Source organism: Micromonospora sp. NPDC005324 (genome assembly GCF_040607155.1).
Lineage (GTDB): Bacteria > Actinomycetota > Actinomycetes > Mycobacteriales > Micromonosporaceae > Micromonospora > Micromonospora trifolii.
Map to the genome: position 1 here is coordinate 208325 of NZ_JBEXGE010000001.1, position 14151 is coordinate 222475.

Below are 14151 nucleotides of genomic sequence, written 5' to 3' on the forward strand. Positions count from 1 at the left end.
AAAATCTAGGGGTACGAGGTGAACGGGCGGTCCCACCCGCGTAACCGGCCGGGGAGCGGCACGCCGTCCCAGGGTGCCCGGTGCAGCAGCCGGTCCAGGAGCAGGCCCAGCAGCAGCCCGGCCACCGAGTCGGTCAGCCAGTGCCAGCCGAGGTAGGTGGTGGTGGTGAGGACGACCAGCGGCGGCACGATGCGGATCACTGTGACGAGCCTGGCCGGTAGTTGGCGGCCGAAGCTGCGGGCCAGCGGGGCGAGCAGCAGCGCGATGACGCCGTACCAGACGATGGCGTTGGCGACGTGCCCCGACGGGTAGGACTGGGCGAACCGGACCGGCAGGTCGTCGTGGAACAGCGGCAGGGTCTGCTCGGGCGTCAGGAACGGCTCCTTGACGCTGGCGCTCGGTGCCGCCCGTGCCGTCCAGATCTTGAGTGGGCCGATCGTGAGGTTGGTCAGCACGAACGCGGCCACCGGAGGCAGGATCGGTCGCACCGACCGCAGCCGGACGGCCAGCAGCACGCCCAGCCCGGCGGCGGTCAACGTCAGCGGGGTGCCCTGGCCGAGGAAGTTCAGCACCCGGGCGATCCAGTACGCGGCGGCCGGCCGGTGGCCGTCGGCCCAGTCGGCGACCGCCCGGTCCAACCCGAAGAGTTGGTCGGCGGCGAGCGCCGCGGTCAACCCGACCAGACCGACCAGCAGGAGCGCGTCGAACCACCAGCCGGCCGGGCGGACGGGCCGTAGCCGCAGGTCACGTCGTACCGCTGAGGGTTTGAGCACGCGACCACGCTACCGGCCCGGCGCGACGCCGGGGTGTGCGGCGCTGTGGGCCCAACCACGATGTGAGGCGATTGCTGGGGGGACCAGTCATGCTTGTGCCCGTGCGGATCACGTCTGCCCTCGTGGACCCGGCGCTGCTCGACCTGCCCTGGTCGACACCGCTGGAGGAGTGGCCTGCCGAACACCTGGTGGCGCTGCCGCAGGGCATCTCCCGGCACATCGTCCGGTTCGTCCGGTTGGGCGAGTACGTGTACGCGTTCAAGGAGACCCGCGAGCGGATCGCCGAGCGGGAGTACGACCTGCTCCGGGCCCTGGAACGGATCGACTTCCCCTCGGTCGAGGCGGTGGCGGTGGTTGCCGACCGGCAGGCCGAGGACGGGGAGCCGCTCGAATCGGTGCTGATCACCCGGCACCTGCAGTTCTCGCTGCCGTACCGGGCGCTCTTCTCGCACACCCTGCGGCCGGAGACGATGAGCCGGCTGCTCGACGCGCTCGCCGCCCTGATCGTGCGGATGCACCTGACCGGCTTCTTCTGGGGCGACTGCTCGCTGTCGAACACGCTGTTCCGGCGCGACGCGGGCGCCTTCGCCGCCTACCTGGTGGACGCGGAGACGGGCGCCCTGCACAACAAGCTCTCCAACGGCCAACGCGGTGAGGACCTGGAGATCGCCCGGGTCAACATCTTCGGTGAGGCGCTGGACCTGCAGGCCGCCGGCCTGCTGCACGAGTCCATCGACCCGGAGGTGGTCTGCGAGGAGGTCGTGCAGCGCTACGAGCGGCTCTGGCACGAGATCACCTACGAGCAGGCGATCGAGCGGGAGGCCCGGCACGACATCGAGGGCCGGATCCGCCGCCTCAACGAGCTGGGCTTCGACGTCGCCGAGGTGGCCATGTCGTCCATCGACGACGGGCGGTTCCTGGTTCGGCCGAAGGTCGTCGACGCCGGGTACCACACCCGGCGGCTGCTGCGGCTGACCGGGCTGGACGCCGAGGAGAACCAGGCCCGCAAGCTGCTCAACGACCTGGACGCCTACCGCGCGGAGAGCGACCTGATCGACGAGCAGCAGGCAGCGCACCGCTGGCTCACCGAGGTCTTCGAGCCGGTGGTCCGGGCCGTCCCCGCGCACCTGCGCCGCAAGCTGGAGCCGCAGGAGCTGTTCGCCCAGATCATCGAGCACAAGTGGCTGCTCTCCGAGCAGGCCGGCCGGGACGTCGGGATGCGTCACGCGGTCGGGTCGTACCTGTCCGACGTGCTGGTGCACCGCCCCGACGAGCAGGCCATCCTCGGCGTGGAAGTCCCCAGTCTGAGCTGAAACCCAGCCCGGCTGTCCGCGGCCTGGGGCCCGGCTTGCTCATACGGTTGCCTCTTCGGCTCGGTGACCGCACTATCTGGGCCGCTGCCTTTAGAGCTGATGTCGTAGACGATTCAGCCCCGGTCGGTTGGGCCTGTGACGAGACTGATGTCGTAGACGATTCAGCTCCAAAGGCTCTGTAGGAGCCCTGCGGAGCTGCCCCGCATCTAGGGCAGGCATGCGGCCATGCACCGACACCGAGCGTGCGAAGGCGAGCCAGCGACAGCAGCGGCCGCCCGCCGATACGGCTTAGGCCCGCCCGCCAGTCACCGAGAGTTCTGCCGTCACTCCACCCAGGAGCCTGCGCGCAGCACCCGCACCACGTTGAGGTCGTCGTCGAGCACCACCAGGTCGGCGCGGAGGCCCACCTGGAGGGACCCGACCCGGTCGCCCAGGCCGATGGCCCGCGCCGGGGTGGTGGCCACCATCCGTGCGGCGTCGGCGATCGGGATCCCGGCGTTCACGGCGTGCCGCAGCGCGGCGTCCATGGTCAGCGTGCTGCCGGCGATAGCGCCGTCGCGGGCGAGCCGGGCCACCCCGTCGGCGACGGTGACAGCCTGGCCGCCCAGCTCGTACTCGCCGTCGGGCATGCCGGCGGCGGCCATCGCGTCGGTGATCAGCGCGGCGCGGTCCGGGCCGGCGGTCGCGGTGGCGAAGGTCAGCATGCCGTCGTGCAGGTGCACCCCGTCGGCGACCAGCTCGCAGATCACTGTGGGCGCGTCGAGCAGGGCCACCACCGGCCCCGGCTCACGGTGGTGCACCGGCCGCATCCCGTTGAACAGGTGGGTGCCGACACTGGCGCCGGCGGCGACCGCGGCGCGGGTCTGCTCGTACGTGGCGTCGGTGTGGCCCACCGCCGCCACCACCCGCTGCGCGGTGAGCAGCTTGATCGCCTCCAGCGCGCCGTCGCGCTCCGGGGCGAGGGTGACCATGCGGATCGCGCCCCGGCCCAGCTCGATCAGCTCGGTCAGCTCGTCGGTCGACGGGTCCCGCAGGTACTCCGGGTTCTGCGCGCCGCAGCGGGCGGCCGACAGGTACGGCCCCTCGAAGTGGATTCCCGCCAACACGCCCTCGTCGACCAGCGGGGCGAACGCCTCGGTGGCGGTACGCATCAGCGGGAAGGGCGCGCTGACCAGGCTGGCCAGCAGCGTGGTGGTGCCGTGCGAGAGGTGGAAGTCTGCCGCCTTGCGGGCCTCGTCGGCGTCGCCGGTGGTGAAGGTGTGTCCCCCGCCGCCGTGCGTGTGCATGTCGACGAACCCGGGCAGGATCCAGTGCCCGTCGCGCACCGACGGGTACTCGGCCACCGCTGTGATCCGGTCACCGTCCCACTCGACGCAGCCCTGTCGGACGACTCCGGTCGGGGTCACCACTCGGCCGTTCACCCGTACGGTCATCGCTTCTCCTGATGGTCACGGACACCCACGGCGTCCAGGGCGAGCAGGGCGGCACCGAGGCAACCGGCCTCGTCGCCGAGGGCTGCCGCGACCAGCTGCGGCTCCCGGTGGAAGGTCATTCGCGCGTGCAGCGCCGCCCGCAGCGGGGTCAGCAGCCGGTCCCCGGCCTGGGCCAGGCCGCCGCCGAGCACGATCGTCGCCACGTCGAACAACGCCTGCCCGCTGGCGAGGCCGTCGGCGAGCGCCTCGATCGCCTCCTGCCAGACCTGGCCGGCGAGCGGTTCGCCGGCCGCGGCCCGCTCGGCCACCTCGGCCGCGGTCACCGGGGCGTCGGCGGTGTCGCCGGCGAGTTCGGCGTACCGGCGGCCGATCGCGGCGGCCGACGCGAGCGCCTCCAGGCAGCCGGTGCGGCCGCAGCCGCAGCGCGGACCGTCCGGCCGGACCAGGATGTGGCCGATCTCCCCGGCGGCGCCGTGGGCGCCCACCGCCGCCGTGCCGTCCACGACGTGCGCGGCGGCGATGCCGGTGCCGATGGCCACGAACAGCACGTGCCCGGTGCCGCGTCCGGCGCCGAGCCGGGCCTCGGCGAGACCACCGACACGCACGTCGTGGCCGAGCGCCGTCGGCAGGCCGAGCCGCTTCACAGTCAGGTCCCGCAGGGGTACGTCCCGGAAGCCCACGTTCGCCGACCAGACCGCGACGCCGCGCGCCTCGTCCACCACCCCGGGCACGGCGATGCCGACCGCGATCGGGGTGAGCCCGTCGGCGCGGGCCTTGTCGGCCAGCCAGCCGGCCACGTCCAGGATGGTGGCGACCACGGCCGCTGGCCCGCGTGCGGCGTCGGTGGGGTGCCGCTCGGTGCGCACCACGACGCCGTCCGGGCGGACCACTGCGCACTTCATGCCGGTGCCGCCGACGTCCAGCGCAACGACCACGGGGTCGTCGGTCATGGTGCGAGAACCACTGAACGGGACAGGTGGCGGGGCGCGTCCGGGTCGAGGCCCCGGCTGGTGGCCAGCGCGACCGCGAAGCGCTGGGCCAGGATCAGGTCGGCCATCGGGTCGACCGGGGTACGGCCGGCGGACCAGCTGCCCAGCACCGTGCGCCAGCCGTGCGTGCGGCTGTGCACGAAGGCCGCGCCGGTGGCGGCCACATCCTCGGGCAGCCCGTCGGGCAGCTCACCGAACGCCCAGACCAGCCGGCCCGGCGCGGCGATCGAGATGGGCCCGTGCCGGTAGTCCATCGCCGGGTACGCCTCGGCCCAGAAGGTGGCCGCCTCGCGGCACTTCAGCGCGGCCTCCTGGGCCAGCCCGATCGTCCACCCCCGACCGAGGAAGGTGGCCTGCTCGATGGTGGCCGGGTCGATCGGCAGCGGGGATCGCACCGCCACCTCGGCGTCGGCGGCGAGCGCGGTGACCGGGTCGCCGAGGTGGGCCCGGAGCACTGCCAACGCGGTGGTCGCGAAGCGGGTCTGCACCACCGACCGTTCGTCGGCGAAGGGCATGGCCACTGTGGCGGTGGCCAGGTGGACCGCCGGGGAGGCGGGGTCACCGACGATGACCGTGGTGGGTGTCCGTCCGCGCAGTGCGGCGAGCAGTTCCAGCACCTCGGTGGTGGTGCCGGAACGGGTGATCGCGATCAGCCGGTCGTAGCGGCGGCCGGCGGGGAACTCGGACGCCTGGAACGCGTCGGTCTCACCCTGGCCGGCCTGCTCGCGGCGGGCCGCGTACGCCATCGCCATGAACCACGACGTGCCGCAACCGACGACGGCAACCCGCTCCCCGGGACGCGGCAGGTCACCGCGTACCACCTCGGCCAGCCTGGCCGCCTCCCGCCAGCAGTCGGGTTGGCTCGCGATCTCCGCGTCCACGTACGCCATGGGAACTCCTCGCAGGGCCGACCGGTGCGCAATACGGCTCGTTAGACCCGCATTTCGCGCGTTATTCTGCGCGAACGCGGGTGACCATGGCAACCGGCCGGCCGATCGTGCAGGTCAGTCTTTTGCGCCAGCCTAGTTTCGCGCACTAGTGTGCACGCATTCAATCACCGTCCGTGCAGTTTGCTGGGAGGGCCCCCGCAGTGGACCGGTACGCCAGATGGAACGCCCTGCTCGAAATGCTGACCGATAACGGCCGGGTCAGCGTCGAGGCGGCAGCCGAGCGGCTGGACGTCTCCCAGGCCACCATCCGGCGTGACTTCGACCAGCTCGCGCAGCAGCAGATGATCACGAGGACCCGGGGCGGGGCGGTCGCCAACGGCGTGTCGTACGACCTGCCACTGCGCTACAAGACGGCCAAGCACTCGGCCGAGAAGCAGCGGATCGGGGCTGCCGCCGCCGCGCTCGTCACGCCGGGCACCGTGGTCGGCCTGAACGGCGGCACCACCAGCACCGAGGTGGCCAGGGCGCTCGCCGTGCGACCGGATCTGAACACCAGCGCCGAGGGCGCCCAGCTCACAGTCGTGACAAACGCGCTGAACATCGCCAACGAGCTGCTGGTCCGATCCCGGATGAAGGTCGTGGTGGCCGGCGGCGTGGTGCGCCCGAAGTCGTTCGAGCTGGTCGGCCCGCTGGGCGGGGCGCTGCTGCGCGAGGTCACCCTGGACGTCGCCCTGCTCGGTGTGGACGCGATCGACCCGCAGCTCGGCGCCGCCGCCCACCACGAGGGGGAGGCGGCGATGAACAACCTGATGGTGGCCCGCGCCAAGCGCGTGGTGATCATCGCGGACTCGTCCAAGCTGGGGGGTCACGCCTTCGCCCGGATCTGCCCCGTCGAGCGGGTGGAGACGCTGGTGACCGACTCCGGCGCCGCGCCGGAGGTGGTGGACGCGTTCCGCGCTGCCGGCGTACAGGTCATCTGCGCCTGAGAGGTCACGCTCCGTCGATGAATTAGCCCGATCGGCGCGTCGAAGCCACCGGGGCATACGCTCGCTTGCATACCGGGTATGGTGTCGGCTGTCATCCCCGCCCGATGGGGGTGGCAGCTGCCGGCGTTGCGGATTTTGGACGACAACCAGTGGCCGGTGTGAATCTAAGGAGTGGGCGGCGGTGACCAGTTGTTTCGTACGTAACCGCCCGGCGGTAGTACGCGGCGGGGAGGTTGCCTGTTCCCACGTACCGGCTGGGCCGGCTCCTCGTGGTCGGTGAGCCGCTGTCGGACGCAGCCCCGGACGCCGGGCTGGTCGTGGTGCACTTCCGCGTTTCCTCCGCCGAGCAGAGGACGGACCTGGCCCGGCAGGCAGCTCGGGCGAACCGCATCTGCCGTTCAGTCGAGGCGACGAAGACGGATCCGACGTGATCGTCAACCAGGCGTACCGGTTCGCGCTCGACCCAAGCCCGGCGCAGGTGCGTGCGCTGACGTCGCACGCGGGCGCGTCGCGCAAGGCGTTCAATTGGGGGCTCGGCTTGATCAAGGCCCAACTGGACCAGCGCGAAGCGGAGAAGTCCTACGGGCTGAACGGCGACCAGCTGACCCCGTTCGTGTCATGGTCGCTGCCCGGTCTACGTAAGCGCTGGAACGTAGCCAAGGTCGAGGTCGCACCGTGGTGGGCGGAGAACTCGAAGGAAGCGTACGCGTCTGGGATCCGCAACCTGGTGCGTGGCCTGGACGCCTGGCGTGACTCCAAGTCCGGCAAGCGGAAGGGGCCGCCAGTGCGGTTCCCCCGATTCAAAGGCAAGCGCCGCGATGCGCTGTCGTGCACGTTCACCACCGGCACCATCCGGGTCGAGCGGGACCGCCGGCATGTGACGTTGCCGCGGCTGGGCGTGCTGCGGTTACACGAGTCGGCCCGGACAATCGCCCGCCGTCTCGACAACGGCACCGCTCGGATCTTGTCCGCCACCGTCAAGCGTGCCGGGGGACGCTGGTACGTATCGTTCGCGTGCGAGGTCGACAAGGTTGACCGTCGCCCGGCCCGACCGAAATCAACGATCGGCGTGGACGTGGGCATCAAACACCTTGCAGTGTTGTCCACTGGCGAGGTGGTGGACAACCCGCGCCACCTGGCCGGCGCCGCTCGTCGGCTACGACGCGCCGCCCGGCGCATGTCCCGGAGGCAAGGGCCCGAGCGCCGTACCGGTCGCATCGTGGGCTCGCGGCGGTGGCACCGCGCCGCATCCCACCTCGCCAGCGCCCACACCCGGGTGGCAAACCTGCGCCGCGACGGCCTGCACAAGCTCACCACCGGCCTTGCCGCCGAATACGGCACGGTGGTGGTGGAAGACCTCAACGTCGCCGGGATGGTCCGCAACCGCAGGCTCGCCAAGGCGATCTCCGACTGCGGTTTCGGCACCATTCGTAGGATGCTGGGTTACAAGACGGCCTGGAACGGCGGGCGGCTGCTGGTAGCCGATCGCTGGTATCCGTCGTCGAAAACCTGTTCGGCCTGCGGCGCGGTGAAAGCCAAGCTGCCGCTGCGGGTCCGAACTCTCACGTGTGAAGAGTGCGGCCTGAGCTTGGACCGTGACCACAACGCGGCCCGTAACCTCGCGGCACTCGTCAGCAACACCGGTGCCGGAGTGGCCGTGCACCCGCAGCCGCAAGGCTCGAACGGACGCGGAGCCGACCGTAGGACCCAGTTCGCCGCTGGGCAGGTGGCGATGAACCGTCCACCCGGCACGGCGTTCGCCGGTCAGACCGGGACCGTCCCACCGCAAGGCGGGACTACCAATCGTGTGCTTACTACAGCGCACTGATAGATAACGGAGGTGCAGCTTGCCAGCTGTCCTGGAGATCGAAGGTCTACGTAAGACGTACAAGAGTCGTCGACGCGGCACCCGCAACGCGCTCGACGGCTTCGACATGCGGGTCGACGCAGGGCAGGTGCACGGCTTCCTGGGCCCCAACGGGTCCGGCAAGACCACCACGCTGCGTACCCTGCTCGGCCTGATCCGACCCGACGGTGGCCGGATGGCGCTGCTCGGGCACGAGGTTCCCGACGCGCTGCCCACTGTCGCCGGCCAGGTCGGCGCGATCGTGGAGAGCCCGCAGTTCTTCCCGCACTTCACGGCCCGGGACACGCTGTCCCTGCTCGCGGGAGCGGGCGAGGTGCCGGCCGTCCGGGTCGACGAGGTGCTGGAACTCGTCGGGCTGCGCGACCGGTCCGGCGAGCGGGTCAAGACGTACTCGTTGGGCATGAAGCAGCGGCTCGCCGTGGCCTCGGCCTTGCTGAAGAACCCGAAGCTGCTCATCCTCGACGAGCCGGCCAACGGCCTCGACCCGGGCGGCATCCGGGAGATGCGCACGCTGATGCGCACCCTCGCCGAGTCCGGAATGACAGTGGTGCTGTCCAGCCACATCCTCGGTGAGATCCAGCTGATCTGCGACTCGGTGACCATCATCTCGCTGGGCCGGCGGGTCGCGTTCGGCCCGGTCGACGAGGTGCTCGCGCAGCACTCGTCCGGTGCGGTCCGGATCCGGCTGGAGGCGGTCAGCGACCTGCCGGTGGCCACCGAGGCGCTCACCCAGGCCGGGATCCGGGTCACCGGTCACCCGGACCACCTGATGCTGGCCGGCGTCGACAAGCCGGCGTCGGTGACCCGGCTGCTCGCCGAGAAGAATCTCTACGTCAGTGAGTTGGCGCCGATCGCCGTCGACCTGGAGAGCGTCTTCCTCGAACTGACCGCCACCGCGCCGGTACCCGGTCAGCACCGGCAGGTCGACGAGTCCATGAAGGTCGGCGGGACGGGTCAGCCCGGTCCCGCCGGGGGAGGGTGGGGCGCGTGAGCCTCTTTCGTACCGAGCTTCGCCGGCTCAGCAAGCGGCGTTTCACCCGCTACATGACACTGCTGGGCCTGCTGGTGCTGGCAGCGGTGGTGGTCGGGGTGTTCTTCACCAACCAGAAGATCGACGCCGGCCAGCTCGCTCAGGCCGAGCGTCAGGCCGACCAGCAGTACCAGGAGCAGGTGCGTTGGAGCGAGCAGGAGCGCACCGCGTGTGAGCAGGCCAAGACGGCCGGCACGGCGACCGACGGTCGCTACCCGCCCGACTGCTCGATGATCACGGCCCCGTCTCGGGACCAGATCGAGGCGAGTTGGTTCCTGCCGTCGACGTTCGACTTCAAGGAGACGTTCGACGAGACCCTGATCCCGTTCGCGGCGATCCTCGCCCTGGTCGGGTTCGTCGTCGGCGCGTCCTTCGTGGGCGCCGAGTGGAGCACCGGCGGCATGATGAACCTGCTGCTCTGGCGGCCGAAGCGGCTCACCGTACTGCTCACCAAGCTGGCCGCGCTGCTCACCGGCATCCTGGCGGTGACGCTTCCTGCCGCGGTGCTGTGGTTTGCCGGGTTCTGGGCGGTCGCCAACTTCCGGGGCAGCACCGAGAAGATGACCTCGGGGGTCTGGCAGTCGTTCATGCTGACCGGCGTACGCGGCGTGGTGCTGGTGTTGGTGCTCACCACCATCGGCTTCGCCCTCGCCTCGCTCGGTCGGCACACCGCGATGGCCCTCGGGGGCGTGGTGGCGGTGATGGTGGTCGGCCAGTTCGGCCTGGGCATCCTGCTGTCCATGGCGAGCGTGCGGTTCGCCGAGGCCTGGCTGCTGCCCACGTACGTGCTGGCCTGGATGACGAAGACGGTCACGTTGCAGGACTGGAACTCCTGCAACGCGACCTACTACGGGGAGTGCAAGCCGGCCACGATGGACATCACGTGGCAGCAGTCCTCCGTCCTGCTCTCGGTCGGGGTGGTGGTGATCCTCGGGGCGGCGCTCTGGGCGATGCGTCGCCGCGACATCTCCTGACTCGACCGAAGTGACGCGGCGCGGCCGGTCCGGCCGTCGGGGTTCCCGGCGGTACGGACCGGCCGCGCCGCCTGCTGCGTCCCTGGTCGCCGCTGACTAGGCTGAACGACATGTCCGCCGACACCACCCCGGCCGCCCCCGAGCCGTCCATCGACGCTCATCCGGGTGAGGTCACGGGTGCTGCCGGGCCGACCGTCCCGACTCCCCGACCGGCGCCGTCCATCGAGACCGCCGACGCGCCACCCGCCGACGAGGCGGCCCAGCCCACTCATCCCGCTGGTCCCGCGGCGGGGCTCACCGAGCGGGAGCGGGCCATCCTCGCCTTCGAGCAGCAGTGGTGGCGGCACGCCGGCGCCAAGGAACAGGCCGTCCGGGACACCTTCGGGATCTCGTCGACCCGGTACTACCAACTGCTCAACGGCCTGCTGGACAATCCGGCCGCCCTCGCCGCCGACCCCGTGTTGATAAGCCGACTCCGCCGCTTGCGCTCGTCGCGCGCCCGTAACCGCCGCCGCTGATCCTGCGCTCCGCGATCTTGCACTTCCTGTCGCCGCTTTGCGAGCTTTTGCACATCTTTGTCCGGACACAAAGTGCAAGATCGCGGCGTCGGTCGCCGGTCTGCTCAGCCAGCCGCATGGCCGCTGGGCAGGCGGGTAGGCGGGAGGCGCGCCGAGGTTGCTTGCGACCTCGGGCTCAGGAAGGGAGCGGGGTATGACGGCAACGAACCAGAGCGGCAGAGGGCAGCAGGCCCGCCAGGAAGCCTCACGCGTCGGCCAGCAGGCCGCGCAGGCCGGGGGTCAGGTCGCCCACACCGCAGCTGAGCAGGGCGGGCAGGTGGCCGCAGAGGCGCGGCGACAGGCCCAGCAGTTGACCGGGGAAGCCACCGGGCAGCTTCGGGACCAGGCGCAGACGCAGCAGCGGCGGGCCGCTGCGGGCCTGCGGGACCTGGGCCAGAACCTCAGTTCGATGGCCGAACGGGACGGCGATTCCGGGCTGGCCGGTCAGGTGGTGCGCAAGGCGGCCGACGCCGCCCAGCAGGCCGCCGGTTGGCTCGACGAGCGAGAACCCGGCGAGGTGCTCGACGAGGTTCGCACGTACGCGCGGCACCATCCGACGACGTTCCTCGCGGGCGCGGCGGTGGCCGGGCTCCTGGTCGGGCGGCTCACCCGTGGCCTGACCGCGCCGGCCTCGGGCAACGGTCAGGGTGGCAGCGCATCCGGTGCTCCGTCACCCGCGCAGGGCGCACCGGCGGACGCCGGTGAACAGCCGTACGTGGGGACGGCACGGGCGCAGAACGTCTCGCCCGCCGGTGAACCAGCGCGGAACCTTCCCGGCGGGGTGGCACCGTGAGCGCCCCGGAGAAGGAGCGGACCCAGGCCTCCGTCGGCGAGCTGATCGGCGAGGTGACCCGGGACATGTCCACTCTGGTGCGCAAGGAGGTCGAGCTGGCCAAGGCCGAGCTGCGCGAGGAGGTCAGCCAGGCGGGCAAGGCCGGCGGTATGTTCGGCGGTGCCGGGCTGGCCGGGTTCCTGGCGGTGCTCTTCGTGTCGTACGCCCTCTGGTGGGGGCTGTCCAACACGATGGACCAGGGATGGGCCGCGCTGATCGTCGCGGTCCTGTGGGCCGCCGTGGCCGGTGGGCTCTTCATCAACGCCCGGACCCAGCTGAAGCGGGCTCGTGCGGTTCTGCCCCGGACGAAGCAGACTGCCCGGGAGCTGCCGGACGCCCTGCGGGGTCGGTGAACGATTCGGGAGGGAACAGCTCATGTCCAGTGATCCGGATCAAATCCGGCGGGAGATCGAGAGCACCCGCAACGAGTTGAGCAGTGACGTCGACGCGCTGACCGACAAGGTCAACCCGCGTCGGATCGCCGGTGACCGCGTCGGGCAGGCCCGCGGGGCGTTCACCCGAGCGAAGGAGAAGATGATGGGCAGCTCGAACCACCTGGGGCAGGAGGCCGGCCAACGGATGTCGTACGCGGCCGGTTCGGTACGCGACGAAACCCGTTCACTCGGGCAGCACTCCCGCGAGCAGGCTCAGGGCAACCCGATGGCCGCCGGCCTGGTCGCCTTCGGAGTCGGTCTGCTGGCCGCCTCCCTGATTCCGCCGAGCGGGCGTGAGCGGCAACTCGCCGGACGCGCGCGGGGCATGGTGAGTGAGCACTCCGATCAGCTGCGCGAGCAGGCGAGCCAGGTTGGCCATCAGGTGCAGGACAACCTGCGGGAGCCTGCGCAGCAGGCGGCGCAGTCGGTCCGGTCCAGCGCCCAGCAGGGCGTGTCCGCGGTACGCGACCAGGGCCGTTCGGCCGCCGGTCAGGTGCAGGGAGAGACGCATGCGGCCGTCGACGACCTTCGGCAGCACTGACCCGATCGATGTGCCGGGGCCGGCGCCGGTGATGCGGGTACGATCCGCGTCCGCGCCGGCCCCGGGCCGGCCGGTCAACGAGGACCTGGTCTTCCGGTTCGGCCCGCTGGTCGGTGTCCTGGACGGCGCGACGGTGCCGGACGGCTTCGACACCGGCTGCGTGCACGGGCCCGAGTGGTACGTCCGGCACCTGGCGGCCCGGATCGGCGTCGCCGAGGCGGTGCGCCCCGCCGCCCGGCTGACCAGCAACCTGGCCGCGGCCATCCTCGCGGTGCGCGCCGACCACGGCGGGCAGTGCGACCTCGACCATCCGGGCACCCCGTCCAGCACTGTCTGCCTCCTGCGGGACTGCGGCGACCAGGTGGACTATCTGGTGCTCTGTGACAGCCCGCTGGTCCTCGACACCGGCGGGAAGGTCAGCGTGGTCACCGACAACCGGCTGGACGCGGCGATGGCGGAGCTGCGGGAGACAGTGGCCGTCCTGCCGGGCGGCGCGGAGGACCCGGTCACGCGGTTCCGGCACGCCGTGACCGTCCAGCGGGAGCGGATGAACCGCACCCACGGCTACTGGGTGGCGGCCTCCGACCCGGACGCGGCCTTCCACGCGGTGACCGGGACCGCGCCCCGGCACGGTCCCGGGGAGCTACGGCGGGCGGCGCTGCTCAGTGACGGCGCGTCCAGCGCGGTGGAGCAGTTCGCGCTGATCGACTGGGCCGGTCTGCTGGACCTGTTGACCGCTGACGGTCCGGGCGCGTTGATCGACCGGGTGCGGGACGCAGAGCGCGACCACCCCGACCGGCTGCGCCGACACAAGTCCACCGACGACGCCTCGGTGGTGTTCTGCGAGTTCGGGTAGGCGTTTTGGCACCTTGACACCCGGTCGGGTGACAACAGAGCGTGATGTGGAACACCCGGGCCGCCCGACCGGCCGGTACCGCTGTCCGGACCGCCAGTGGATGGCCAATGGGGTGGACTTCGGCCGATGAGAGCGGCAGACTGCGGCACGTGGCGGGTGCGGTCCGGCTGGAGCCGGTGGACGAACGGAACCTGGAGCCGTTGCTCTCCGTAGCGGCTGCGGAGGCGGAGCCCTGTGACGTGATGCCCCCGGTCGAGGCGCCCGCCGGCTGGTCGCTCGCCCGTCGCGAGGCGTTTCGCGAATTCCACCGGGCGAGCTTCGGCGGGCTGGACGGCCCGACCGGTTCGCAGATGTACGCCATCCTCGTCGGCGGCGAGGTGATGGGCATGGTGCGGATGACGCGCTGTGACGAGCCCCGCACTGTGGAGACGGGGATGTGGCTCGGCCGGTCGGCGCGCGGGCAGGGTATCGGCGCGGCCGCCCTACGGGAGCTGCTGAACGCCGCCGCTCGGGCGGGCATGCGGGCGGTGGTCGCCGAGACGACCCCGGACAACATCGGCGCGGTGTCGGTCCTGCGGAAGTGCGGCGCGAAACTGCGCGAGGACGACGGCAAGGTACGCGCCGAGATCTGCCTCGATTCGACGCCGCCCGCCTTCTGAGGCGGCGCGAGAGAGGG

General features: G+C 71.4%; 16 protein-coding genes. 12 read left to right on the forward strand and 4 right to left on the reverse strand.

Going from position 1 to position 14151, the window contains the following annotated elements; translation table 11 throughout:
• Window positions 1-5 precede the first annotated feature (5 nt).
• A complete protein-coding gene (locus tag ABZS40_RS01030) occupies window positions 6-743 on the reverse strand; it encodes a phosphatase PAP2 family protein (RefSeq protein WP_354940854.1) in 738 nt (245 codons plus the stop codon).
• A 119-nt stretch (window positions 744-862) separates the two neighbouring features.
• On the opposite strand from ABZS40_RS01030, the gene ABZS40_RS01035 reads away from it, so the two are divergent.
• Window positions 863-2086 carry a DUF4032 domain-containing protein gene (locus tag ABZS40_RS01035; protein WP_354940342.1) on the forward strand — a complete coding sequence of 408 codons (1224 nt, stop codon included), beginning with the start codon at window positions 863-865 and terminating at the stop codon, window positions 2084-2086.
• A 323-nt stretch (window positions 2087-2409) separates the two neighbouring features.
• Here ABZS40_RS01035 and nagA read toward each other — a convergent pair whose 3' ends face one another.
• The 3 genes from nagA to ABZS40_RS01050 are packed head-to-tail and all read right to left on the reverse strand — an operon-like array spanning window position 2410 to window position 5398.
• Window positions 2410-3519, reverse strand: coding sequence for an N-acetylglucosamine-6-phosphate deacetylase (gene nagA, locus ABZS40_RS01040; RefSeq protein WP_354940346.1), 1110 nt, complete (start codon window positions 3517-3519; stop codon window positions 2410-2412).
• Window positions 3516-4469 (reverse strand): ROK family protein, encoded by a 954-nt coding sequence (locus tag ABZS40_RS01045; RefSeq protein WP_354940349.1) that lies wholly within the window; start codon window positions 4467-4469, stop codon window positions 3516-3518. Before ABZS40_RS01045 ends, nagA begins: the two co-directional genes overlap by 4 nt.
• The gene (locus ABZS40_RS01050; RefSeq protein ID WP_354940352.1) at window positions 4466-5398 is read right to left on the reverse strand and encodes an SIS domain-containing protein; all 933 of its coding nucleotides are present in this window, start codon (window positions 5396-5398) and stop codon (window positions 4466-4468) included. The genes ABZS40_RS01045 and ABZS40_RS01050 overlap by 4 nt, the downstream gene beginning before the upstream one ends.
• 200 nt (window positions 5399-5598) lie before the next feature.
• Between ABZS40_RS01050 and ABZS40_RS01055 the strand changes: the two genes are divergently transcribed.
• The 11 genes from ABZS40_RS01055 (at window position 5599) to ABZS40_RS01105 (ending at window position 14134) form a co-directional block, all read left to right on the forward strand.
• On the forward strand, window positions 5599-6384 hold the full coding sequence (locus tag ABZS40_RS01055) for a DeoR/GlpR family DNA-binding transcription regulator (RefSeq protein WP_091403015.1): 786 nt from the start codon (window positions 5599-5601) through the stop codon (window positions 6382-6384).
• Between the two features lie 233 nt (window positions 6385-6617).
• Window positions 6618-6815: a hypothetical protein gene (locus tag ABZS40_RS01060; protein WP_354940356.1), complete on the forward strand. Its 198-nt coding sequence runs from the start codon at window positions 6618-6620 to the stop codon at window positions 6813-6815.
• Window positions 6812-8212: an IS607 family element RNA-guided endonuclease TnpB gene (gene tnpB / locus ABZS40_RS01065; protein ID WP_354940358.1), complete on the forward strand. Its 1401-nt coding sequence runs from the start codon at window positions 6812-6814 to the stop codon at window positions 8210-8212. Before ABZS40_RS01060 ends, tnpB begins: the two co-directional genes overlap by 4 nt.
• Before the next feature lie 19 nt (window positions 8213-8231).
• Window positions 8232-9242 carry an ATP-binding cassette domain-containing protein gene (locus tag ABZS40_RS01070; RefSeq protein ID WP_091403013.1) on the forward strand — a complete coding sequence of 337 codons (1011 nt, stop codon included), beginning with the start codon at window positions 8232-8234 and terminating at the stop codon, window positions 9240-9242.
• Complete coding sequence (locus ABZS40_RS01075; RefSeq protein ID WP_354940361.1) at window positions 9239-10255, forward strand: ABC transporter permease subunit; 1017 nt, start codon at window positions 9239-9241, stop codon at window positions 10253-10255. The genes ABZS40_RS01070 and ABZS40_RS01075 overlap by 4 nt, the downstream gene beginning before the upstream one ends.
• Before the next feature lie 110 nt (window positions 10256-10365).
• Window positions 10366-10773 (forward strand): DUF3263 domain-containing protein, encoded by a 408-nt coding sequence (locus ABZS40_RS01080; RefSeq protein WP_354940364.1) that lies wholly within the window; start codon window positions 10366-10368, stop codon window positions 10771-10773.
• Window positions 10774-10966: 193 nt separating this feature from the next.
• On the forward strand, window positions 10967-11605 hold the full coding sequence (locus tag ABZS40_RS01085) for a hypothetical protein (protein ID WP_354940367.1): 639 nt from the start codon (window positions 10967-10969) through the stop codon (window positions 11603-11605).
• The gene (locus ABZS40_RS01090; protein ID WP_354940370.1) at window positions 11602-11997 is read left to right on the forward strand and encodes a phage holin family protein; all 396 of its coding nucleotides are present in this window, start codon (window positions 11602-11604) and stop codon (window positions 11995-11997) included. Before ABZS40_RS01085 ends, ABZS40_RS01090 begins: the two co-directional genes overlap by 4 nt.
• A 22-nt stretch (window positions 11998-12019) precedes the next feature.
• Window positions 12020-12619 carry a DUF3618 domain-containing protein gene (locus tag ABZS40_RS01095; RefSeq protein ID WP_354940373.1) on the forward strand — a complete coding sequence of 200 codons (600 nt, stop codon included), beginning with the start codon at window positions 12020-12022 and terminating at the stop codon, window positions 12617-12619.
• Entirely contained in the window at window positions 12588-13475 is an 888-nt protein-coding gene (locus ABZS40_RS01100; RefSeq protein ID WP_354940377.1) for a hypothetical protein, read from the forward strand. Before ABZS40_RS01095 ends, ABZS40_RS01100 begins: the two co-directional genes overlap by 32 nt.
• 149 nt (window positions 13476-13624) lie before the next feature.
• On the forward strand, window positions 13625-14134 hold the full coding sequence (locus ABZS40_RS01105; RefSeq protein ID WP_354940380.1) for a GNAT family N-acetyltransferase: 510 nt from the start codon (window positions 13625-13627) through the stop codon (window positions 14132-14134).
• Window positions 14135-14151 lie beyond the last annotated feature (17 nt).